This window comes from Saccharococcus thermophilus, from assembly GCF_011761475.1.
Taxonomy (GTDB): domain Bacteria; phylum Bacillota; class Bacilli; order Bacillales; family Anoxybacillaceae; genus Saccharococcus; species Saccharococcus thermophilus.
On sequence record NZ_JAASRS010000001.1, the window covers coordinates 1,345,158 to 1,365,743 of the forward strand.

General features: G+C 46.3%; 26 protein-coding genes and 1 riboswitch. Of the genes, 5 read left to right on the forward strand and 21 right to left on the reverse strand.

What is annotated here, in order from left to right; all coding sequences use genetic code 11:
* Positions 1–28 precede the first annotated feature (28 nt).
* Entirely contained in the window at positions 29–625 is a 597-nt protein-coding gene (locus tag BDD39_RS06950) for a DUF502 domain-containing protein (protein ID WP_166909307.1), read from the forward strand.
* 19 nt (positions 626–644) lie between these two features.
* Here the strand turns inward: BDD39_RS06950 and BDD39_RS06955 are convergent, their stop codons facing one another.
* Both BDD39_RS06955 and BDD39_RS06960 read right to left on the reverse strand, forming a co-directional pair.
* Positions 645–1,583 (reverse strand): magnesium transporter CorA family protein, encoded by a 939-nt coding sequence (locus BDD39_RS06955; protein ID WP_166909309.1) that lies wholly within the window; start codon positions 1,581–1,583, stop codon positions 645–647.
* A gap of 268 nt (positions 1,584–1,851) precedes the next feature.
* A complete protein-coding gene (locus BDD39_RS06960; RefSeq protein WP_166909311.1) occupies positions 1,852–1,989 on the reverse strand; it encodes a hypothetical protein in 138 nt (45 codons plus the stop codon).
* A gap of 141 nt (positions 1,990–2,130) precedes the next feature.
* On the opposite strand from BDD39_RS06960, the gene BDD39_RS06965 reads away from it, so the two are divergent.
* On the forward strand, positions 2,131–2,418 hold the full coding sequence (locus BDD39_RS06965; RefSeq protein WP_166909313.1) for a HesB/YadR/YfhF family protein: 288 nt from the start codon (positions 2,131–2,133) through the stop codon (positions 2,416–2,418).
* 33 nt (positions 2,419–2,451) lie between these two features.
* Here the strand turns inward: BDD39_RS06965 and BDD39_RS06970 are convergent, their stop codons facing one another.
* The 18 genes from BDD39_RS06970 to BDD39_RS07055 form a co-directional block, all read right to left on the reverse strand.
* Positions 2,452–2,856: a hotdog fold thioesterase gene (locus BDD39_RS06970; protein WP_166909315.1), complete on the reverse strand. Its 405-nt coding sequence runs from the start codon at positions 2,854–2,856 to the stop codon at positions 2,452–2,454.
* Positions 2,857–2,881: 25 nt separating this feature from the next.
* Positions 2,882–3,181: a hypothetical protein gene (locus BDD39_RS06975; protein WP_166909317.1), complete on the reverse strand. Its 300-nt coding sequence runs from the start codon at positions 3,179–3,181 to the stop codon at positions 2,882–2,884.
* A 15-nt stretch (positions 3,182–3,196) separates the two neighbouring features.
* Positions 3,197–3,613, reverse strand: coding sequence for an acyl-CoA thioesterase (locus BDD39_RS06980; protein WP_166909320.1), 417 nt, complete (start codon positions 3,611–3,613; stop codon positions 3,197–3,199).
* Between the two features lie 120 nt (positions 3,614–3,733).
* Positions 3,734–3,964: a small acid-soluble spore protein Tlp gene (gene tlp, locus BDD39_RS06985; RefSeq protein WP_166909321.1), complete on the reverse strand. Its 231-nt coding sequence runs from the start codon at positions 3,962–3,964 to the stop codon at positions 3,734–3,736.
* A 48-nt stretch (positions 3,965–4,012) separates the two neighbouring features.
* Entirely contained in the window at positions 4,013–4,156 is a 144-nt protein-coding gene (locus BDD39_RS06990; protein ID WP_166909323.1) for an acid-soluble spore protein N, read from the reverse strand.
* A gap of 55 nt (positions 4,157–4,211) precedes the next feature.
* Complete coding sequence (locus BDD39_RS06995) at positions 4,212–4,343, reverse strand: FbpB family small basic protein (RefSeq protein ID WP_166909325.1); 132 nt, start codon at positions 4,341–4,343, stop codon at positions 4,212–4,214.
* A gap of 136 nt (positions 4,344–4,479) precedes the next feature.
* Positions 4,480–4,995: a redoxin domain-containing protein gene (locus BDD39_RS07000; protein WP_166909327.1), complete on the reverse strand. Its 516-nt coding sequence runs from the start codon at positions 4,993–4,995 to the stop codon at positions 4,480–4,482.
* Positions 4,996–5,215: 220 nt separating this feature from the next.
* A complete protein-coding gene (locus tag BDD39_RS07005) occupies positions 5,216–5,368 on the reverse strand; it encodes a hypothetical protein (RefSeq protein ID WP_166909330.1) in 153 nt (50 codons plus the stop codon).
* A 63-nt stretch (positions 5,369–5,431) separates the two neighbouring features.
* The gene (locus tag BDD39_RS07010) at positions 5,432–6,268 is read right to left on the reverse strand and encodes a sulfurtransferase (protein ID WP_166909332.1); all 837 of its coding nucleotides are present in this window, start codon (positions 6,266–6,268) and stop codon (positions 5,432–5,434) included.
* 11 nt (positions 6,269–6,279) lie between these two features.
* Complete coding sequence (locus tag BDD39_RS07015; protein ID WP_166909334.1) at positions 6,280–6,543, reverse strand: YpbS family protein; 264 nt, start codon at positions 6,541–6,543, stop codon at positions 6,280–6,282.
* The gene (locus tag BDD39_RS07020) at positions 6,536–6,727 is read right to left on the reverse strand and encodes a hypothetical protein (protein WP_166909336.1); all 192 of its coding nucleotides are present in this window, start codon (positions 6,725–6,727) and stop codon (positions 6,536–6,538) included. Before BDD39_RS07020 ends, BDD39_RS07015 begins: the two co-directional genes overlap by 8 nt.
* A gap of 14 nt (positions 6,728–6,741) precedes the next feature.
* Positions 6,742–7,488 carry a DNA polymerase beta superfamily protein gene (locus BDD39_RS07025; protein ID WP_166909338.1) on the reverse strand — a complete coding sequence of 249 codons (747 nt, stop codon included), beginning with the start codon at positions 7,486–7,488 and terminating at the stop codon, positions 6,742–6,744.
* Positions 7,485–11,174, reverse strand: a complete 3,690-nt coding sequence (locus BDD39_RS07030; RefSeq protein WP_166909340.1) for a dynamin family protein — start codon at positions 11,172–11,174, stop codon at positions 7,485–7,487. The genes BDD39_RS07025 and BDD39_RS07030 overlap by 4 nt, the downstream gene beginning before the upstream one ends.
* Positions 11,175–11,263: 89 nt before the next feature.
* Entirely contained in the window at positions 11,264–11,839 is a 576-nt protein-coding gene (locus tag BDD39_RS07035; RefSeq protein WP_208404345.1) for an isoprenylcysteine carboxyl methyltransferase family protein, read from the reverse strand.
* A complete protein-coding gene (locus tag BDD39_RS07040) occupies positions 11,830–12,903 on the reverse strand; it encodes a type III polyketide synthase (protein ID WP_166909342.1) in 1,074 nt (357 codons plus the stop codon). The genes BDD39_RS07035 and BDD39_RS07040 overlap by 10 nt, the downstream gene beginning before the upstream one ends.
* Positions 12,904–13,180: 277 nt before the next feature.
* On the reverse strand, positions 13,181–13,792 hold the full coding sequence (locus tag BDD39_RS07045; protein ID WP_166909345.1) for an undecaprenyl-diphosphatase: 612 nt from the start codon (positions 13,790–13,792) through the stop codon (positions 13,181–13,183).
* A 381-nt stretch (positions 13,793–14,173) separates the two neighbouring features.
* Positions 14,174–15,481: a nucleobase:cation symporter-2 family protein gene (locus tag BDD39_RS07050; RefSeq protein WP_166909347.1), complete on the reverse strand. Its 1,308-nt coding sequence runs from the start codon at positions 15,479–15,481 to the stop codon at positions 14,174–14,176.
* The gene (locus BDD39_RS07055; protein WP_166909349.1) at positions 15,478–16,065 is read right to left on the reverse strand and encodes a xanthine phosphoribosyltransferase; all 588 of its coding nucleotides are present in this window, start codon (positions 16,063–16,065) and stop codon (positions 15,478–15,480) included. Before BDD39_RS07055 ends, BDD39_RS07050 begins: the two co-directional genes overlap by 4 nt.
* Before the next feature lie 127 nt (positions 16,066–16,192).
* Positions 16,193–16,294, reverse strand: a riboswitch (purine riboswitch).
* A gap of 428 nt (positions 16,295–16,722) precedes the next feature.
* Between BDD39_RS07055 and BDD39_RS07060 the strand changes: the two genes are divergently transcribed.
* From BDD39_RS07060 to BDD39_RS07070, 3 genes are read left to right on the forward strand one after another with little or no spacing between them, the layout of a single operon-like run.
* Entirely contained in the window at positions 16,723–16,881 is a 159-nt protein-coding gene (locus tag BDD39_RS07060; RefSeq protein ID WP_166909351.1) for a cytochrome c oxidase subunit 2A, read from the forward strand.
* 22 nt (positions 16,882–16,903) lie between these two features.
* The gene (locus BDD39_RS07065; RefSeq protein ID WP_166909353.1) at positions 16,904–17,377 is read left to right on the forward strand and encodes a cytochrome c oxidase subunit II; all 474 of its coding nucleotides are present in this window, start codon (positions 16,904–16,906) and stop codon (positions 17,375–17,377) included.
* A complete protein-coding gene (locus BDD39_RS07070; RefSeq protein ID WP_166909355.1) occupies positions 17,374–19,023 on the forward strand; it encodes a b(o/a)3-type cytochrome-c oxidase subunit 1 in 1,650 nt (549 codons plus the stop codon). Before BDD39_RS07065 ends, BDD39_RS07070 begins: the two co-directional genes overlap by 4 nt.
* Before the next feature lie 44 nt (positions 19,024–19,067).
* On the opposite strand, the gene BDD39_RS07075 is transcribed toward BDD39_RS07070, so the two are convergent.
* Positions 19,068–20,576 (reverse strand): carboxypeptidase M32, encoded by a 1,509-nt coding sequence (locus BDD39_RS07075; RefSeq protein WP_166909357.1) that lies wholly within the window; start codon positions 20,574–20,576, stop codon positions 19,068–19,070.
* Positions 20,577–20,586: the final 10 nt, after the last annotated feature.

Sequence of the window (20,586 nt, forward strand, 5' to 3'; positions counted from 1 at the left end):
AAAGTAACAACAGGAGAGGGGGAAACGAATGAAGTTTTTTGTGAAAAACTTTGTGAACGGCGTTATTACGATTGTTCCGATTATTTTAGCGGTGTATGTATGCTATAAAGTGTTCGCCTTTTTGGATGGGCTGCTTGGCAAGTATGTGCGTCCTTACTTGCAAGACGATTACATACCAGGGATCGGCATTTTATGTACGGTCATTCTTATCACCGTCTGCGGCTGGCTGTCGACGCAATATATTAGCGGCCGAATTATTCGTCTTCTCGACCGGTTGCTTGAAAGCCTTCCGTTCATTAAAACCGTTTATTCCGTCATTAAAGATACCGTTTCCTCGTTTGTTGGCGAAAAACGTTCCTTTTCTAAAGTGGTGCTTGTCACCTTGCCGAACACGGAACTAAAATGCATCGGCTTTATTACATCCGAGGAAATCGAAAGCTGGCTTGATCCGCTCAAAGACCACGTTGCCGTCTACGTTCCGCAGACGTTTCAAGTGGCAGGCATGACTTTTTTAGTCCCAAAAGAACAAGTGGAAGTCATTGACATGAAGCCGGAGGAAGCGATGAAGTTTGTGCTTTCCGGCGGAATGGCATCGTCCAAAAAGAAAAGGCTGCCCGAAGCTTAGGAGGCAGCCTTGTTCGTCGTTAAAAATATCGTTTTTTCCAAAATATCCATGCAGTCACTCCTGAAAAAATCGCTGAAATTCCTAGTGTCATTAAATAAGCATATGGTTTATCTTGATACGGAATCGGTACGTTCATTCCGTAAAAACTGAACACTATCGTTGGAAATGAAAGGACAATGGTGATCGCCGTCAAAAATTTCATGGCAATATTTAAGTTATTAGAGATGACAGAAGCAAAGGCATCCATCATTCCGCTTAAAATACTACTATAAACCTCCGTCATTTCAATCGCCTGTTTATTTTCGATAATGACATCCTGGAGCAAATCTTGGTCGTCTTCATACATGCGCAAATAGTTCAGGCGCAGCAGCCGCTCCATGACAATATTGTTCGCCTTCAGCGAAGTCGTGAAATAGACTAAACTTTTTTCCATGCTGAGGAGTGAAAACAATTCTTTATTTTTCATCGACTGATGCAATTTTTTCTCAATTTCGGTCGTTCTGCGGTTAATTTGTTTTAAATAACGCAAATAATAAGTGGAAATCACATATAGCATTTGCAAAGCAAAGCGTGTCTTCATAAACGTGTAAAAGTTTTTGATTTTGTTTTTGGAAAACTCTTCAAAAATAGGGTTTTCCTGCAAGCAGACGGTGATGAAGCACGTATTTGTAATAATCATGCCAATCGGAATCGTTTCGTATATTGGACCTTCTACTTCATCATTGGTGGCAATCGGAATATCGACGATAATCAATACGTGGTTGTCTTCTTTTTCGACGCGCGACCGCTCCTCGTCGTCCAATGCGTCTTTGATCGAATCAATCGGAATATCGAGATGGTTAGCAATGTAGCGGATTTCTTCTTCCGTCGGCGCTACCAAATTAATCCAGCAACCAGTTTTAATTTCATCGATTTCTTTCATTTTTCCGTTTGCATCGGATAAATACATTTTCATCATACGCATCCTTCCTCCTTTTCACCGCGAGGAAGTTTGCGCTTCTCCTTTTCCGATCGGAGCTCGTTTTCGTACGATGAGTAGCTGCGACGATCGAAAAAGAAGAAGACAAAGCTCCCCGCTATATTCCGGCTCTGGTTCGCTCGAACTTCGACTACTCATATACGAAAACGTCACTCCTTTCAAAAAAAGTACTCCTCGATTAATAATAACGTTGAATGACGTATTTGTATAGTAGTTTGCCAAAGAAAAAAGCAGCCTACTGGCTACTTTATTCACTGGCTGGCGTGGTGTTAAAAAAATCGCGCTCCTTTTTTTCTTTTTTGGCATGATCGGATTGTTTTTTCGTTTTCTTTCCCATTAACCCATCCGATTCATAGCTTAAAGGAAATGGACGTTTTCTCTCCATTTTTTCTCCCTCCTCATTTTGTTTTCTCTCTTTACTTTTTGTCAACGAGAGGAAATTTAATCAAAAATGTCACGAGATGTTCATGAAACTTTTTACATAAGGACATCGTTTGCTTATAATATTCATTGAGGAGGAGAAATAATGAACATTATCATCACACCAAAGGCATTGGATTGGTTTAAAAAAGAACTGGATTTACAAGCAGGAGATGCTATCCGCTTCTTTGCCCGCTACGGGGGATGCAGCACCGTGCAAAAAGGATTTTCTCTCGGCATGGCAAAAGAAGATCCGATAGAGCCGGTTGCACAAACAACGGTGGATGGAATTACTTTTTTTGTAGAAGATCAGGATATATGGTATTTTGATGATCACAACTTAACCGTTGATATAAACGAAGAAGCAGATGAACCAATGTTTATGATCGAATAAATAGCAAAAAAGCTAGCGTTTTTGCCCAAAACGCTAGCTTTTTTTGATGACAGCGATCGTACAGCGGGAAACACAGACAAGCCGCTCTTGTTCGTCGACGATTTTTATATCCCATACCATCGTTGTTTTGCCGCGGTGCAGAACCGTCCCCGTCGCGGTGACCGTGCCGCTTCGGACCGCCCGGACGTGATTGGCGTTGATTTCCAAGCCAACGACGCTTTCTTTTTCCGGATCGACGAGCGCATAGGCGCCGAGGCTCGCCACCGTTTCCGCCAGCGCTACGGAAGCCCCGCCGTGAAGCAATCCGGAAGGCTGATGGGTGCGATGGTCGACCGGCATTGTCGCAACGATGCGCCCTTCGCCAATTTCGATGATTTCAATCCCTAATGCTTCGAGCAACGTCCCTTTTCCGATCTCTTTTAAATTCGCCAAATCCATCTTTCTTTCCCTCCCCCCTTATCTACTATAAATGAAACCGCAGTAAATGATCGGTCAGTCCTTCTTGTTGCAAAATTTTTTTCTGTGTTTCCCCAAGCAGATCGAAATGGGAAAACTCGCTACGGTGATGGATCCATTCTTTTCGCAATCCGTACTTTTTCCCCCAGGCTGCCAGTTTTTCAATGTCGGCACAGCCCACTTTCGTCACCGTCGTATACTCGGGAAAACGCTCGTCATACCAATAATGCGTCAAAAAAGCAATTTCTCCTCTTTTTACTTTCGCCTTCCATTCCATCAATTCCTGCCTGCGAATGCCAAATGCCATCGTATGTATTCCCCTTTACTTTTTCGCCCGTTCATAAGCTTCATGCCAATCTGGAAAATATTTACGGATGACAATCGGGCGAAAGGTGTCGCGCTTAACGCAAACATGCTGCGATTTTCCCGTTACCGCTATTTCCCCATCTGGCGCCAAAATTTCATATCCATAGGTGACACGGATGCCATCATAGGCGTCAATCCAAGTGCGAACGGTCGCTGTCTCCCCGTAATGAAGCGGTTTTTTGTAGGAAACTTGCAGATCGACAACTGGAGAAATAATCCCTTTCTTTTCCATATCCGCATAATGAAATCCTAACTGTTTAATGAGCTCCGTTCGGCCTACTTCCATCCAGACGAGGTAATTGGCATGATACACGACTCCCATTTGATCCGTTTCTGCATAGCGAACTTCAATTTGTTTTTCAGCTATTTTCATGTTTCTCCCTCCGTTTACCATCCTCCACATGCATACAACTATATCTTACCATATTCTTCGTTTTGCTCGATAAAAAACGGAGTCACCCAGCCATAAAGGGTAACTCCGCACCGCCGATGATTATTGGTAGCCGTTTTCACGTGCCGCTGCTTCGTCTTTAATTTCGGCACGCATTGCCGCAATCGCTTCTTCGCGGCGTTTATTTTTTTCGCGAATTTTTTCCCGCTCTTCCGGGGAAGCAAATTGCATTGTTTCTTCTGCCTCTTCGATATTTTCAATCGTGTTTTGTACCATATCTTGCAGTTTTTCTACATTGTCACTGCGGTCATCCGGATTCGGACGATGAGTCATCACGCTTCCTCCTTCGTGCTTTTCGTTTTGTTGCATGTTTATGAACAATTACTCGCCTTTCGTTTGAATCACTTGTGCATGCTGACCAGATTGATCTTGCATTTGTTTCCCTTTATTTCCTCCAGCAGCACGAGGCTGTGTACCTAGATGGTTCGGATTGTAATGTTTCGGGTTTGCTTTCGGATTGCTCATGAACCTCGCCTCCTCACCATCTAGTCTGTCCGCGCGGATGACCGCTATGCATGGCTTATTCTGCTTTTTTTAACATGCGTTCTTCCAATTTTTTTTCGATTTTCTCCATTGCTTCGCGGTCATTTAATAATTGACGTTTATTTTCCATCAATAGTTCTTGAAACGTCATTTTGCGGGTTCTTCTCATTTTTTAACCCTCCCCTCACTTCATATTTTAATTTTATTCATTCCCAAAAAAGATAAAAATTATTACAACTTTTCGAAAAATAACAGCTCGATTTTTCTTTTCAAGTAAAAAAGCACCTTTCCAGCGAAAGATGCTTTTATTGACGAAGCGACGCAGTGATTTCCACCATCTGTTTATACGTCATCGGACCGATCACTTTTTTTCGGATTACCCCATGACGATCAATAATGTACGATGTTGGAATCGTTTGAATATGATATTTATTTAATACTTTTTGCTTTTTGTCCAACACAACCGGAAACGTTAATCGGTGGTCGTCGATGAAGGATTTGGCATTTTCCACCGTATCTTGCGATGTTAAATGAACGGAAAGCAGACCCACTTCGGAATGGTAATCTTTATAGAAATTTTCCATATCAGGTATTTCTTTTTTACACGGTGGGCACCATGTTGTCCAAAAATTCACAATGACCGGTTTGCCGCGGAAATCAGATAAATGTACCGTTTTGCCGGCCAATGTCTGCAAGGCAAAATCAGGAGCAACGTCCCCGACCGATAGGCCGACTTTTTTTGTTTTTTCTGCCGCGAGCGCATTCCAAATGCCGTACCCAGTAACCGCCAGCAGCAAAACAATGGCAACGAATTTCCTCATGTATGTCCCCTCCTGTAAGCATAGTTAAAACGGAAGTTCAGCCGCTTTTCCATCAAAACAGGTCATTCTTTTTATGCGATATGTATATCTTCCCATCCAAAACGTTTGTCCGGTTTAGAACGGGGCGTAGCCAAAATCATAGTCACTACCGTTTTTATTAAAGCATAAAACAGGCTTGAAAAAAAGCAAAAAGGGGGCCTAATCAGACGCCCCTTTCCGGTCAGCGGATATTTTTATGTTCGTTTTTCATTTTTTTCGTTTCTACTTCGGCATAGGAAGCAAATTCGCTATTCCATTCTTGATTGAATCCGTTTTTTTGTTTGGCATTATTGTTTCGCTGTGCATTGGCGTTGCCAAGTTTTGTGCGGCCCATGCGCAATTCCTCCTTTAACCGGGGTACATCTATAGTATCGGCTGGCATCCAAAAAATATGCCGCTATTTTTCTCCGGTTGCAATCGGATGGTCTGGATACGAAATCCAGTCGCTCCAGCTGCCGGCATATAAGCGGACGTTGGTGTACCCCGCTTCTTTCAAGGCGAGCACGTTGGGGCATGCCGTCACACCAGAGCCACAGTATACGATAATGGGGGCATCTTTACGGATCGAAGCAAAACGCTGTGCTTGTTGTTCCGGACTTTTCCAATATCCGTCCTCCGTCACCCCATCTTTCCAAAATATATGAACCGCTCCCGGAATGTGGCCGGCAACGCGGTCGATCGGCTCTTCGATTCCCGCGTAGCGCTTCCACTCCCGTGAATCGATCAAAACGGCTGATCCTTCGCGGACGGCGCGCCGTACATCATCAACCGTCGCCAACCATGACGGCTGCAAGCGCGGCTGAAACGAACGAGGAGATACCGTTGGAATTTCGTCAGTAACAGGATACCCATTTTCCTTCCATTTTGTATAGCCCCCATCAAGAACATAAACGCGTTCATGCCCGAGATAGCGAAGCAACCACCAGCACCGCGCCGCCATCGCCCCATTCTGATCGTCGTAAGCAACGACCGTCACCGTTTCATCAATTCCAGCCGCACCTAATTTTTCCGCCACTTCTTCCACAGGCGGAAGCGGATGGCGGCCCCCATGTTTGGAAATCGGCGCCGACAAGTCTTTTTCTAAGTCGAAATAGAGAGCGCCAGAAATATGGTCTTCAATATATTCCGCCAATCCGCGCTTTGGATCGTTTAAATGAAAGCGGCAGTCAATGATGCGGACATCTTCCTTATTGAGCCGCTCCGCCAGCCATGCTTGTGAAACAATATGCTCCATTTCGCTCCCCCTTACTTTGTAATGCGCTCCACATATTCCTTGACCATTTCTGCCGTTACGTATTTTCGTGTCGGCACTACCCCTTGTTTTGCCAGTTCATTCATCTTTTTGGTCACCGCGTTAATGTTTTCAACCGTAAACGGCTTCCCGTTTTGGCAAAGCATCACGGCTTCCTCAATATAACGTTCCCGTTCTTGTTCGAGCTCGGCAAACTGCTTCAGGATGGAATGCTGTTTTTGCAAGTGGGCGGTAATCGCTTGGTGAACTTCACTCATGATGATCTTCCTTTCGCATTTCTTTTTCCATTAACTTTTGCACATTCGGTTTTGGCGTCCAACAGTTGAATTGGTAATGCGGTTTTGTTTCATAGCCAAGTCGCTGGCAATACGTATAAAGCCCTTTTTCTGTCTTTTGTATTCCATAGTGAATGCAGGTGGCGCATGCATGAAACCGATTCATCCTATCTCCCCTTTTTATATACCTAACAACGTCCATGCCAATTCATCAAGGATGCGGACATCGAGCGGTTCGCCCGCCGGCAGCGTTTCCATGGCCGACGTATCCACGTCAAGGAGAGCTGCTACTGTTTCCGGCACAAACAGGCGAACATCCATCTGTTCTCCTTGTTTGGCCAGCTTCAGCCGCTCTACAAGCCCGGATAGCGACGCGTCCCCGTCTACTAATTCTGTAAGCGGAAGCGGCGGCAGCATCTTGCGGCGCACGATCCAGCGAAACATAAGCGCGCCGCGCAGCGCCTGTATATACGTTTTTATATATGCTTTTGTCTCCATTTCTTTTTTTGTGAGGGCACGAATATTTTTTATTGCCAGCGCATGGTAATGATGAGCTAAAACCCTTAACGAGTAATGTTTACTAATTATCTCCTTCATTTTTGTATAAAAGAAATCGTCCTTCGCGTAAACGATCGGGGTCGAGAACCACTCATACAACGATGGATTGGATTTACGCAGCAGCTCCAACGCTTTAAAAATATCCCAGCTGTGCCACTCATACGGCGGGGCGGAATGGCTCCACGCCAAAGATGGTTTGGCAACCGATACATACGCGCGAACCGGTTTCATCGTAATCAGCCGGATGTCATAATCGCTCGATGACGTCTCCATTCCATAGGAACGGCTCCCTGCCTCGCACGCATATAATATGCGGACCGCTTGCTGTTTTGCGATCGCCATCAATTCGCGCTCGATAACCTCGTTCATCCCCGTTCCTCCAATATTCGAGCTAGCTCGGCTTCGCATCGGCGCAGCTGTTCGATATCGAGCGTATCCGTTAACGCCGTCTGCAGCCCGGCAAAATAGTCGTCAACTTGGCGGATTAAGAAAGCGGCAAGCTCGTCTACCGCCGCTTTATATTGCCCTTCGTAAGCGGAAAGCAGATGTTGCTTTTGCGCTGCAAGATACTCATCGACTGGCTGCTGCAGTTGTTTTTCGATTTCCTCTTTCATCCACCGCTTTTCGTCACGCTCAAAAAATGATTTCGCGTTTTTATAGAGCGATAATGCTTTCGCAAATCTTGACCGGTCCATATGTTCCAACCCATTGGCAAACTCCGGTGTGGCAAAGGAAACAGCTTCTAAATTGGAAAGCGGCATTCCCGGATGAATTGGTTCCAGCTTGCGGCATACATCGGCAAATTGGTCTTGAAGCCGCTCTCTTAAAAACTTTTCCACCCGCAAACTCGTCGCCCGCATTTCTTGCGCTAAGTCAAAGCCAACCGAATGCAGCAACTCTTCGAGACACGTGTTTAAAGCGCGGCGGATGTCGCGCCCGTCATCGCGGAGAGAAGCGGGGTTGAACGCTTCTTTAAACCAATCGTTCAGCCGCAGCGAGACACGCTGTTTCACGTAATAAACCAGTTCATCGGCTTCCTGCATCAGCGCTTGCCATGCGTGATCGGTCGTCATCTTGCCGAGAATGTCGCGTATTTTCGCTTGTCCCTCTAGCAACGCCTGCCGTTTTGCCGCTTTTTCCGCCCCGCTCTTTTGCGCGGCATGGATGTATTCCGCCACGGTTTGATGCGCCCGTTCGATTTCCGCATACGCTCCTTGAACCGCCACTTCCATTAACTCTTCCGTTATAAAACGCATGAAATCTTCCTCAAAGGCGCCAATGCCCGACTCGGTTAAAAAGCCATAATTCCCTTTCGTGGCTTCTCCCATTTTCTCCTCCAAGGCGAAACGGCTTGACAGCGCGTAAAGGCGCGGAAAGCGAATGCCAAAGCGGGCGAGCTGGTCTTTCATATACGCCAAGACCGCGTCCAATTCCTCTTTAGAGCGAGCTAAGTCCGCCGCATTGACGATGAAAAACATTTTATCAAGCGCAAACGTATCTTTGACTCGGCCAAGCTGGATTAAAAATTCGCGGTCTGCCTTGGAAAACGCATGGTTGTAATACGTAACAAACAAAATTGCATCGGCGTTTTTAATATAGTCAAACGCCACCCCCGTATGGCGCGCATTAATCGAATCGGCCCCAGGTGTGTCGACCAACGTGATGCCTTGGCGGGTCAAGGCGCAGTCGTAATACAGCTCCACCCATTCGATAAAACAAGCGGTCGCTTCATCGGCCACATATTGATAAAACTCATCGAGCCCGATGTGGAACGTATGGCCGAGCCGCTCTTTCATGCGCTCATAGCCGGACAGGACCGCGCGGAGAAAGGCGTAGTGCGGCTTTTGGTGCGGCTCCACTTTTTCTAATCCTGCTATTTTCTGGCATAGCGCCCATGCCTCTTCCCATGTTGCTGCTGTTTGCTGAAAATGGCGGAGCGACGCCTGGACGTCGGAAAACAGCTGTTTGCTGCTTTTCACTTGCACGATTACCGTACCATGTGGGTTCGCTTCGGTTGGCGGCACAATTTTATTAATCGTTGCCGTCGTCGGATTTGGCGATGACGGCAGCAATCCTTCGCCCATCAGCGCGTTGGCAAACGATGACTTGCCGGCGCTGAATGCGCCAAAGAGCGCGACAGTAAAGGTGCGGTACTGCAATCGTTTTGCTTTCTCGATTAGGAGTGGGACAAACCGGTTCATGATGTCGATCGTTTCGATTGTTTTTGTCGCTGCTTCCAGATGCTGAATAGCTTGCTGCACCTTTTGCCGCGACGCTCCGCTTGGTCGATCGAGCGCTTGTTCTAAAACGAGTGATGGCCGTTTTTGATCCGTCTGTTTCGAAGGAAGGGATGCCGCTTCATGTTGCCGCTTTCTCATGATCGGAGGCGTAGTCAGCTCGGCAAGCCGTGTTTCATCTATTTCTTTTCCGTAGCGGTTGGATTCAAGCAAGTTGATTAACTCCCGCCGCAGCTGTTCCCGTTTCTGTTTGCGGCCAGACAGCTGCTCTACAAGTTCGTATTTTTCTTCTTCCATTGCCAGCCGTTCTTTGAGCTCGCGGCGTTTTTCGTCTGTTTGTTTATTCCATTCCGCCAGCAGCTTGTCAAACAATGAAAGCGCCGCGTCGCGATACCGCTTTTTCAGCTCGTAGGCGACGTCGCTTGTATAGTTTAAAAGCGCCTCCCCGGTGACGCCGGCCCCTTTTTTCACCAAATCCGCCAATACTTCTGCTCCCCATGCCACCGTCCATTGCTGGCATTCATGAAGCAAGGCGGAATCATCGATACCATGTTCTTTGCTAAAACGAAGCAACAGCTGGCGCACGTGCCATTCGATTTGCGCGACCGCTTTTTCTTTTACATTTTCATAAAACGCCTGCAAGCGCTTTTCTCGTTCCTGCTCTGTCTTCGCCTTGGCAAAGAAAAAGCCAACTTTAAAATCCGGCTGAACGGACTGCAAATAAGCTTTGGCCAGCTCCCTTGTTTCAAACGGCATCATGTAAGCATGTTCCAATATTCCGTCTAGTTCGCGGCGGAACTCCTCTTCAAGCTTACGCGAAGCAGCGGCAAGCTCTTCCAGCTCTGCCTTCAAGCACGCCAGGCTTTCCCGTACCGCTTCCCCTTCCGCTTCCGTGCCCCCCAGTTCGGAAAGACGCATCCGCAGCGCTTGTTCCTGCTCTTCTCCCTGCTCCTTAAGCCAATGAACATGCTCGTCAACAAGCCGTTTTAGCGCCACTTCCACACCAAACAGAAGCCGGTCATCTTTATCGCGAAACAGCGAATGCAAGCAATGTGCTAGCTCGTTCCATTCGTTATAGGGATGGTTAGGCTCTTTTAACGAGGTAAAAAACACGCGCTCCGCTTTTACTCCCCAGTCGCGAAACGCGTCTTTCACCGACTGGCGAAAAGTGTGAAACGGCAATTCGTGGTCGCGATGTTTATCAATTTGGTTCACAATTAAGTACAATGTCTTTCCATGATTCGTTAAGTCTTTCGTAAACTGAAAATTCAACTCTGCTTGCACATGGTTATAATCCATCATATAAAAGATCACATCTGCTAAGTGAAGCGCCGATTCGGTGGCAAGCCGATGGGCATCATCGGTCGAATCAATTCCCGGCGTATCCATCATCACGATACCGCTAGGAATGCGCGAAGTTTTCCGGCTAACTTCGATCAATTCAATCGCATCCCCGTCTTTGCATTGAGCGCGAATCAGCTCGTCATTGTACGGCGGGTCATATTCGACCGGCGGCTCATGTTTATAAAAGACACGCACATATTCTTCCCCTGATTTCACCTTTACTAAGTTGGCGCTGGTTGGAATCGGGCTTGACGGCAATAGCGGCTCGCCAAGCAGCGCGTTAATCAAGCTCGATTTGCCAGCGGAAAAATGGCCGCAAAACGCGATCACAAACTCGCGATTCACCGTTTTTTCCAGCAGCTGCTGCACTTTTTTCGCATTCACTTCATCACCGTGTGCGATAAACGCGTCATGTATATGAATCATTTTTTGCAACCACGGTGTTAACGATGTTTGCCCTGTCAGTGGACTCATGCGCATACCCCTCACGCGTTAATATCGTATACACTCATTTTACAGTATTTACACGCTTTTCCCAATAGAAAAAACAAAAAACCCGCCTTCTACTTGACGGGACGAAGCGGGAAAAAACGGGGACGCACCGCGAACTGTTCGCCATAATTCGTCAGCGACCTTAGCGCCTCTTCTTCGACAGCAATGCGAATCGACAGCAAAATTCCATTGACGATCGAGAAAACGAGCGCCGTCCAATATGCCTGAAACATAAAAGGAATCAGCCATATTTCCATCGCCACAATGAAATAATTTGGGTGACGAATCCAGCGATACGGGCCTTTGGCGACAACCGACGCATTGGGCAGCACTAAAATTTTCGTATTCCAAAAACGGCCAAGTGACGATATCGTCCAAATTCGCAATCCTTGCACCGCGACGAACAAGATAAATAAAAACGGCCACCATGGAGAAGGTTCTGCCCCCTTCCATAATGACTCGACCGTAAACGAAAGCAAAAATAAGACGTGCATCGCTACGATCCATGGATAATGGCGCGCGCCAAACTCTTTCGCCCCCATCGCTTTGACAATCCGCTCATTGCGTTTCGCGATGATGAGTTCCATGATGCGCATGCCGACAATCCACAGCAAAAAGAGGTAAAACACGATTGTTGTCACTCCCATCTAAGCAAAATCATTTCCGCGCTAAAGCCCGGACCGAGCGCCACCATCAACCCGTAATCTCCCGCCGGGATCGCCTGTTTCATAAAGCGCTCGAGCACGACGTAGACGGTGGCGGAAGACATGTTGCCGAACTCTTTCAGCACTTGGAAGGATATGTTTGTTTTTTCTTTATCGATGCCAAACGCCGCTTCATATGCCTCAATGACCTTTTTGCCACCCGGATGGGCAATAAAATGACTGATATCGTCAAACGCTAGCCCGTGTTGTTGCAAAAATGACTGCACTCGCGGGCGCAGCCACGTGCGGATGAGCGAAGGAATATCTTTTGAAAAAATGACGAACAGGCCGTCATCGCGGACATCCCAGCCCATCACATCTTCCGAATCAGGCATCAGCACGGATTGCGCGGCAATAATACGCGGGCGTCCTGCTTCATCGGCAACCTCGTCGCCCGCAACGCATACGCACGCCACTCCATCGGCAAACAGGGAGGTGCCGATAAAATTGCTTTTCGAATGATCGTCCGGTTGAAACGTTAAACTGCAAAACTCGGCCGCAATGACCAGCACTTTCGCCTTTGGAAACGCCAGGCAATATTCATAGGCGCGCGCAATGCCCGCCGCTCCTCCCGCACATCCTAAGCCCCAAATCGGAATTCGCTTCGTATGCGGCGAAAAAGGTAAAATATTCATGATCCGCGCTTCCATGCTTGGAGTAGCGAGCCCCGTCGTCGAAATATAAAAAATCGCCTCGATTTCGTCGTATCCGATCGGCTTTGACAAAAACGCCGCGTTGTTAAGACATGTTTGAACGGCTTCACATCCGTAACGAAGCGCGCTTTCTATATATAAATCATTTTTTTCGGAAAACCGATGCCGCTTTTGGTACCAGGCAAGCGGTTTGACAAACGCTCTTGACTCAATTTCTCCGTTGTCGAACACATGGAGCAGGCGGTCGATATGGTAAAAGCTGGAGGAAAACAACTGCTTAACATATTGTTTCGTTTTCTCCTGATTGACTTGATACGGCATTGCCGCTGTTCCAACCGAAAGAATCGCCGGCATAAACACACCTCTATTTCTTTCCATTTCCTTACCGTTATGTTGTTACTAACGCCGGCATTGTATGCATAAACAAAAAAAGCAGGCATAAATGGCCGGTTAAATATAAGCGTCATTCATGGAAAGTTTGAATTTGACTCCAATCTTCATGAAGGTACTTATGGACCACCTCCATTTTAAATTTTGCGAATACGTTTTCTCTTTTTTCAACAAAATCCCCTTATAGTAGACAGTACATCCTTTTTTTCTGTCTACTATAAGGGGATCATATCACCTCGTATCATCCTTTTTTATGCAAGCTTTCGTGACGATATTTCGATAACAAAGGGATATGTTTGGTGACTGTGTCATCCAGACGGAATATCATTTGTGCGAGGAAATCGAATCTTTTAGATAAAGATAATACTAATCCGCTTGTTCCGCACGAAAGAACCATGCTCCCTACCACATCAGCTGGATAATGGACACCGACAAATATTCTTGAAATACTAACCACAATAGCCCATCCGAGCGCCGGATATCCCCACTTATCCCTTCTAAATAGCAATATCCATGCGATAGAAAATGCTAAAATCGCATGGTCACTAACGAAGGAAGAATCGGCGGAATGCGGTATTAACTGATGGACATGATGGGCCACAAATGGACGCGGATGATAATAAACAAGATGAATGCCTTCATTTATGAGCAATGCGAGTAAGGCGGAGAACACAATATATAGAGCCGTATATTGCCTTTCTATGCCTTCTTCCCCTTTTCGGTTAAACCAAAGAAATAGAATCATAGCGACTGTAATATAAGGAACGCTGTTGGTAAGAACGATCATGAAAATATCAAGGAAATGAAAATGTCCTGCCCACCCATTGATCCATCGAAATATTTCTTCGTTCATATTGTTACCTCCCTAAACAGTTGCTGGCTTTTAATTTAGCGATGCCTTTTACTTGAAAAACATTTTAAGCGTATCAACCTACACTAAAAAAACTCTGAACACAACATTAAAAATTATTAAGAAAGAAAAATTTACACAAAAATATATAGCTGTGATAAGTCCAAAGAATGAAATGAACCAGAGCTTGGAGGAGATGATATGACACATAGGATTTCAATAGTTTTTATTCGCCGTTATTGTACTTGAACTATTATGAAATCATTTGCATAAAATAAAAACGCCATCCCCATTTCCTTACCAATTTGATAAGAAAATGTAGATGACGTTCTAACATATTTTTTACTTTAATATTTCGGATACTTTAAAAGGGATAAAAGAACATTAGGACACTTGTTGTTCATGGAATGACGGAACAGATTGCACTCTTTTTTTCACTGGCAACACATGGAAGAAAATATTTAACACGATCGCGGTAAGGCTGCCGGCGACGATGCCGCTGTCCGTTAAAATGCGGATGCTTGCCGGAAGTTCGGCGAACAAGTTCGGAACGGCGGTCACCCCAAGCCCCACGCCGACCGAGCAGGCAATGATAAATAAGTTTTCTTGCGACGTAAATTCGACTTGGCTCAGCATTTTAATTCCGTACGCAATGACCATGCCAAACATCGCCAGCATCGCGCCGCCAAGCACCGGCGCCGGAATAATCGTCGCGATGGCAGCAATTTTCGGAACCAATCCAAGCATAATCAACATGCCCCCCGCCATATAAATGACGTGGCGCGTTTTTACTCCCGACAGCTGGACAAGCCCGACGTTTTGTGAATAAGTCGTATACGGAAACGCGTTCAACAATCCGCCGATCACCATCGCCAGCCCTTCAGCACGGTAGCCGTTCGCCAAATCTTTATCCGTTAATTTTCGGCCGCAAATATCGCTAAGCGCAAAATACACGCCTGTCGATTCCACTAAACTGACGAGCGCGACCAAAATCATGGTCAAGATCGCTGTGACGTTGAACGTTGGGATTCCAAAGTAAAACACGTGCGGCAGATGAACCCATGATGCTTCAGCCACCGCGCTAACATCCACTTTGCCCATCCATGCTGCCGCGATCGTTCCAACGACCATGCCGATTAAAATGGAAATAGAGCGGATGAATCCGGTAAAGAAGCGGTATAAGATGACAATCAGCGCCAACACGCCAAACGAAAGCGCAATGTTGCTAATGTCGCCGAAATCTTTTGCCCCTTGCCCGCCAGCCATATTATTCATGGCTGCTGGAATGAGCGTAAGCCCGATGACGGTAACGACCGAGCCGGTCACAATCGGCGGAAACAACACGCGCAGCTTGCTAAAATATTTGGCAATGATCACGACAAACAGTCCCGCGGAAATAATCGCACCGTAGACGGCAGACAAACCGTATTGCTGTCCGATCGCAATCATCGGGCCGACCGCCGTAAACGTACAGCCAAGCATGACTGGAAGACCGATGCCGAAAAACTTGTTTTTCCACACTTGCAATAACGTCGCAACCCCGCACGTAAACAAGTCAATCGCCACTAAATACGTCAGCTGTTCCGATGTCAAGTGCAGCGCCCCGCCCACAATAAGCGGCACGATAATCGCTCCCGCATACATGGCCAGCACATGTTGAATTCCTAATGAACATAGCTGCAACGGTTTCATTCGCACATCACCTCTTCGATAAATTTCACGGTTCCGTCTTGCAATGAAGCGATTCGCGCCAATGACACGACGCGATAACCGCGGGAACGAAGCAGTTGTCCGCCGCCTTGGAACGCTTTTTCAATGACAATGCCGATGCCGGCAACGTGAGCCTTCGCCTGCGCGACGATATCCACCAATCCTAAGGCCGCTTGGCCGTTTGCTAAAAAATCATCAATGATTAACACGCGGTCTTCACCGTCAAGCAACCTCTGCGAAACGAAAATTTCCGTTTCTTCCCGTTTCGTAAACGAATAGACACTCGCTTTATATGTGTTTTCCGACAGCGTTACCGGCTTTCGTTTTCGCGCCACAAGCAGCGGAACGTTTAACTCATAAGCAGTCATCAAAGCTGGGCTGATGCCGGATGACTCCAACGTCAGCACTTTCGTAATCCGCTCATGGCGAAACTCATTGGCAAAATGTTCCCCCATTTTCTTCATCAGCTGCGGATCGACTTGATGGTTTAAAAAGCGGTCCACTTTCAACACATGTTCAGAAAGCACTTCCCCTTCTTCCATGATCTTTTTCAATAATTCGCGCATACCGTTCCCCCTTCAAATAAAAAAAGCTTAAAAAACACTGGCCTCACTCATTCCATGAGTCAGGCAATGTCTTTTAAGCCAAAACAGACGAGACAAATGCCCATTATACGGCATTTGCCGGTCATTCCGTCCTGACATTGCCACTCATAGTCGGCCGATTTACGGTCGGCCGGTAGAGACTTGCAGGCCATATTCCTGCAATTATATGAGTGAGTCAGCATGTGAAGTTTTATTAGCAGTATACCATGGTTTCTGGCGTTTGGAAAGCATTTTTTGATATATTTACGAACATTTTTTATTAAAAAATATTTATTGTTCGTATAATAATCATTTTCTCTCTGTTGACGCCGACAACGAATAAGAAATCGCGGCATCTGCCTCCAGTAGCCGAGGTCAAGCTGAGGCCGCTGCTTGTTTTAGGATGGATTCGATCGCTTCCGTTCGCCAGCTGCAATAGAAGATGGCGTTCACAATATTTTCACATTTACTTCCGGCTATATGTGAGAAAAATCACTGTTCTATCAATTTTTTAAGGTTATGATAGTGGCAAAGTAAGGAATGAACAATTTGTGAACTAGTGAATAAGACCTACCATTTTCCACATGATTTTGTATGATGAAGTTGGGGATGACTTTTGTTGGGAGGAGGTATAGAAATATGGCAAAACCAGAATTGCAACTAACAAAAACAAGCGCAGAAAAAACAAAAGAGCAAGAAACGCCGTTAAAAGGCACGCTTGCCTCCGTATTCTTGCTCGGATTTTTCATCATCTTCTCATGGGTTAGCGTTTATTTCTTATACTTGCATCGCTTATAAGCTATAAGGGAGGGGAAACACGATGCGCATACACAAATACGAAAAAATCTGGCTTACATTTGGCATCGGCTGCCTGTTTGTTTTTCTGACCGTCGTCGGCGTAAGCGCATTCGCTGAAGGCAATCAGCCGCCGAGCTGCTTGACAACCATTGACCCGGAAAAAGTCGATCAAACGCCGCCGTTTAACAAACCTGGTTTAGTAAAAACCGGCAATAATGAATACCAATTGAATATGGTTGCTTCCGCTTTTACGTTTACACCAAACCAAATAGAGATTCCGAAAGGGGCAAAAGTAACGATTAACATTACATCCAAAGATGTCATTCATGGCTTCGAAGTAGCAGGCACGAACGTGAATATGATGGTGGAACCTGGCTACGTAAACAGTTTTACGAAAACGTTTAATCAACCAGGCGAATATACGATCGTTTGCAATGAATATTGCGGCGCTGGTCACCATATGATGTATGGACGAATTAAGGTGGTAGATAAATGATGAACGAAACAATGAAAGTAGACCGTCGTGATGCAAAATTAGCTTTAGCACATATTTATGTCGCGTTTACCGCCCTCGCTTTAGGGGGATTAGCAGGATTATTGCAAACGTTAGTGCGTTCCGGAAAGCTTCAGCTACCTGCAGGCATTAGCTATTACACGATTTTAACGACACACGGAACACTGCTTGGTCTTGTATTAACGACATTCTTTATTATCGGATTTCAATTCGCCGCGATAAGCCGCACAGCTGGAACGCTTTCCGATCGCGTCCGCTTTTGGAGTTGGGTTGGCTTCTGGACGATGACAGTCGGCACGGCGATGACCGTATTTTTCATTTTAACTGGGCAAGCGTCCGTTCTTTATACATTCTATGCTCCGCTGCAAGCGCATCCTGGCTTCTATCTTGGTTTGACGCTCTTGGTCGTTGGCAGCTGGATCAGCGGCTTTGCGACCTTTGCCCACTATGCGCGCTGGAAAAAAGAGCACCCTGGCAAAGCAAGCCCATTGCTTACCTTTATGGCGGTTACGAATATGGCTTTATGGCTTGTTTGTACGCTAGGAGTGGCGGCAACCGTTTTATTCCAACTGCTGCCGTGGTCGCTCGGCTTCGTTGACCGAATAAACATCCTAGTCAGCCGGACATTGTTCTGGTACTTCGGGCACCCGCTCGTTTATTTCTGGTTGCTTCCGGCTTATATGGTCTGGTACGTTTGCATTCCAAAAATCATTGGTGGAAAAATTTTCTCTGATTCTTTGGCACGTTTGGCATTTATCTTGTTCCTATTTCTCTCGATTCCTGTCGGATTCCACCATCAATTGCTTGAACCAGGTATTACACCGTTTTGGAAATTCGTACAAGTTGTCTTAACATTTATGGTTGTTATTCCTTCATTAATGACTGCGTTTGCGATGTTTGCGACATTTGAAGCATACGGACGCTCGAAAGGCGCAACAGGTTTGTTCGGCTGGCTTCGCAAACTGCCTTGGGGAGATGCGCGCTTCTTCGCGCCGTTTGTTGGAATGGTATTCTTTATTCCTGCCGGAGCCGGCGGAATTATTAACGCTTCCCATCAAATGGACCAAGTTGTCCATAATACGATGTGGGTGACAGGACACTTCCATTTAACCGTTGCAACAACGGTCGTGCTTACGTTCTTCGGCGCTGCTTACTGGCTAGTTCCGCATTTAAGCGGCCGCGTCATGACAAAAGCGATGAATCGCCTAGCCATTATTCAAGCTGTCGTATGGGCGATCGGCATGTCGTTTATGTCTGGTTCGATGCACTTTGAGGGTTTGCTCGGGGCGCCGCGCCGTTCGGCATTTTCCACTTACGGAAACTCGCCGCAAGCGCTTGAATGGATTCCATATCAAATCGCGCAGGCGGTCGGCGGCACGATTTTATTTATCGGCATTATTTTAGTCCTTGTCATTATTACCAACTTAGCGTTCTTTGCACCGAAAGGAGAAACGGAATTCCCGGTTGCCGAAGCAGCAGAACCGCAAGAACGCGCAGCGCTGGCACTGGAAAACTGGAAGCTATGGATCGGCATTACGGTTGCGCTTATTTTGATCGCCTATACAGTGCCATTCATCGATATGATTCAAAATGCGCCACCGGGGTCAAAAGGTTATAAATTATGGTAATACAAAATCCTCTCTCCTCTAAAAAGGAGGGAGGATTTTGTATTTTATAGTTGGTAGATTGCTTTATATTTTTCTTCTAAATAACGGATCAAATAGTCGGCATTCAGCGCCTCTCCGGTTGCGTCTCGCAAAATTTCGAGCGGTTTTTTCGTTTTGCCAAATTGATGGATCCGCTCTGTCAGCCACTCGCGAATTGGCGTTAATTCCCCTTTTTCGAGCAATTCATCAAAATGCGGCAAATCTTTTAGCATCGCGTGCTTGAACTGTGCCGCATACATATAGCCGAGCGCATACGACGGGAAGTAGCCGAAGCTGCCGCCGGCCCAATGGACATCCTGCAGCACGCCCACCGCGTCATTGTGCGGCCGAATGCCGAGGTATTCTTCATATTTATCATTCCAAATTTCCGGCAAGTCTTTCACTTCGATCGCTCCATTGAACAGCTGCTTTTCGATTTCGTAACGAACGATAATATGTAACGGATATGTCAGTTCATCGGCTTCAATACGAATCAGCGACGGCTTCGCTTCATTAATCGCCCGATAAAACGCGTCAAGGGAGACCCCGGAAAACTGCTCTGGAGCGTATTGCCGCAGACGGGAGTAATTGCGTTTCCAATACAAGTAATGGCGGGCGATAAAGTTTTCATAAAACAGTGACTGCGATTCATGAATTCCCATCGACGTGCCTGTGCATAACGGCGTTCCGATGAGTTTCTCCGAAATATGCTGTTCGTATAGAGCATGCCCGCATTCATGAATCGTTCCAAAAATGGCCGTGCGAAAATCGCGTTCGTCATACCTCGTTGTAATGCGGACATCGTTCGGATTCAGGCCGATGGCAAACGGATGCACGGTTTCATCCAACCGGCCTTTTTCAAAATCATAGCCAAGCTCCTGCAACAGCTCCAAGCTAAAGGCGCGCTGTTTTTCCTTTGGAAACGGATGGAATAAAAACGATGTTTCCGGCTGATTTGGAGAAGTGACGACCTCTTGCACGAGCGGAACAATTCGCTCTCGCAGTTTGCCGAATACTTGGTCCAACACATCCACCGTCATTCCCGGCTCATATAAGTCAAGCAATGTATTATATGGATTTCCTTCATATCCCCAATAACCAATAAATCGTTTATTGAATTCCACTAATTTTTCTAAATACGGACAGAATAGAGAAAAATCCGCTCTCGCTTTCGCTTCTTCCCATACGCTTTCCGCTTTCGATTGCAATACGACGTATTCTTTATATTCATCAGCCGGGATTTTTTTGTTCCGTTCATATTCTTTTTTGCATTCTTCCAACGTGTAACGGGTCACTTCGGAAAGCTGCTCATACGCATGTTTTGGAGATAATTCCGCGATAAACGCGGCCATTTCCTCCGATGTGGACATTTTAAATACTTCTTGCGAAAGCATGCCGATGACTTCCGAACGCTGCTCGACCCCTTTTTTCGGCGCCCCCGTCCGCAAGTCCCAATACATAAGGCTGATCGCCTCATTATAGCTCATCATTTTTTTCACATATTGTAAAAATTGCTCTTCGATTTTTTTAATCATGCTAGTAGCT

What these genes read in the sequence shown, in the direction of transcription:
- BDD39_RS07040 (WP_166909342.1), bottom strand. Translation starts at nt 12,903, where the DNA reads ATGCCGGCGATTCTTTCGGTTGGAACAGCGGCAATGCCGTATCAAGTC.
- BDD39_RS07035 (WP_208404345.1), bottom strand. Translation starts at nt 11,839, where the DNA reads ATGGGAGTGACAACAATCGTGTTTTACCTCTTTTTGCTGTGGATTGTC.
- BDD39_RS06965 (WP_166909313.1), top strand. Translation starts at nt 2,131, where the DNA reads ATGAACATTATCATCACACCAAAGGCATTGGATTGGTTTAAAAAAGAA.
- BDD39_RS06960 (WP_166909311.1), bottom strand. Translation starts at nt 1,989, where the DNA reads ATGGAGAGAAAACGTCCATTTCCTTTAAGCTATGAATCGGATGGGTTA.
- BDD39_RS07005 (WP_166909330.1), bottom strand. Translation starts at nt 5,368, where the DNA reads ATGGGCCGCACAAAACTTGGCAACGCCAATGCACAGCGAAACAATAAT.
- BDD39_RS07070 (WP_166909355.1), top strand. Translation starts at nt 17,374, where the DNA reads ATGATGAACGAAACAATGAAAGTAGACCGTCGTGATGCAAAATTAGCT.
- BDD39_RS06995 (WP_166909325.1), bottom strand. Translation starts at nt 4,343, where the DNA reads ATGAGAAGAACCCGCAAAATGACGTTTCAAGAACTATTGATGGAAAAT.
- BDD39_RS07010 (WP_166909332.1), bottom strand. Translation starts at nt 6,268, where the DNA reads ATGGAGCATATTGTTTCACAAGCATGGCTGGCGGAGCGGCTCAATAAG.
- BDD39_RS07025 (WP_166909338.1), bottom strand. Translation starts at nt 7,488, where the DNA reads ATGAACGAGGTTATCGAGCGCGAATTGATGGCGATCGCAAAACAGCAA.
- BDD39_RS06970 (WP_166909315.1), bottom strand. Translation starts at nt 2,856, where the DNA reads ATGGATTTGGCGAATTTAAAAGAGATCGGAAAAGGGACGTTGCTCGAA.
- BDD39_RS07000 (WP_166909327.1), bottom strand. Translation starts at nt 4,995, where the DNA reads ATGAGGAAATTCGTTGCCATTGTTTTGCTGCTGGCGGTTACTGGGTAC.
- BDD39_RS07060 (WP_166909351.1), top strand. Translation starts at nt 16,723, where the DNA reads ATGGCAAAACCAGAATTGCAACTAACAAAAACAAGCGCAGAAAAAACA.
- BDD39_RS06950 (WP_166909307.1), top strand. Translation starts at nt 29, where the DNA reads ATGAAGTTTTTTGTGAAAAACTTTGTGAACGGCGTTATTACGATTGTT.
- BDD39_RS06990 (WP_166909323.1), bottom strand. Translation starts at nt 4,156, where the DNA reads ATGAGCAATCCGAAAGCAAACCCGAAACATTACAATCCGAACCATCTA.
- BDD39_RS07050 (WP_166909347.1), bottom strand. Translation starts at nt 15,481, where the DNA reads ATGAAACCGTTGCAGCTATGTTCATTAGGAATTCAACATGTGCTGGCC.
- BDD39_RS07030 (WP_166909340.1), bottom strand. Translation starts at nt 11,174, where the DNA reads ATGAGTCCACTGACAGGGCAAACATCGTTAACACCGTGGTTGCAAAAA.
- BDD39_RS07055 (WP_166909349.1), bottom strand. Translation starts at nt 16,065, where the DNA reads ATGCGCGAATTATTGAAAAAGATCATGGAAGAAGGGGAAGTGCTTTCT.
- BDD39_RS06980 (WP_166909320.1), bottom strand. Translation starts at nt 3,613, where the DNA reads ATGAAAATAGCTGAAAAACAAATTGAAGTTCGCTATGCAGAAACGGAT.
- tlp (WP_166909321.1), bottom strand. Translation starts at nt 3,964, where the DNA reads ATGACTCATCGTCCGAATCCGGATGACCGCAGTGACAATGTAGAAAAA.
- BDD39_RS07075 (WP_166909357.1), bottom strand. Translation starts at nt 20,576, where the DNA reads ATGATTAAAAAAATCGAAGAGCAATTTTTACAATATGTGAAAAAAATG.
- BDD39_RS07045 (WP_166909345.1), bottom strand. Translation starts at nt 13,792, where the DNA reads ATGAACGAAGAAATATTTCGATGGATCAATGGGTGGGCAGGACATTTT.
- BDD39_RS07020 (WP_166909336.1), bottom strand. Translation starts at nt 6,727, where the DNA reads ATGAATCGGTTTCATGCATGCGCCACCTGCATTCACTATGGAATACAA.
- BDD39_RS07065 (WP_166909353.1), top strand. Translation starts at nt 16,904, where the DNA reads ATGCGCATACACAAATACGAAAAAATCTGGCTTACATTTGGCATCGGC.
- BDD39_RS07015 (WP_166909334.1), bottom strand. Translation starts at nt 6,543, where the DNA reads ATGAGTGAAGTTCACCAAGCGATTACCGCCCACTTGCAAAAACAGCAT.
- BDD39_RS06975 (WP_166909317.1), bottom strand. Translation starts at nt 3,181, where the DNA reads ATGGCATTTGGCATTCGCAGGCAGGAATTGATGGAATGGAAGGCGAAA.
- BDD39_RS06955 (WP_166909309.1), bottom strand. Translation starts at nt 1,583, where the DNA reads ATGATGAAAATGTATTTATCCGATGCAAACGGAAAAATGAAAGAAATC.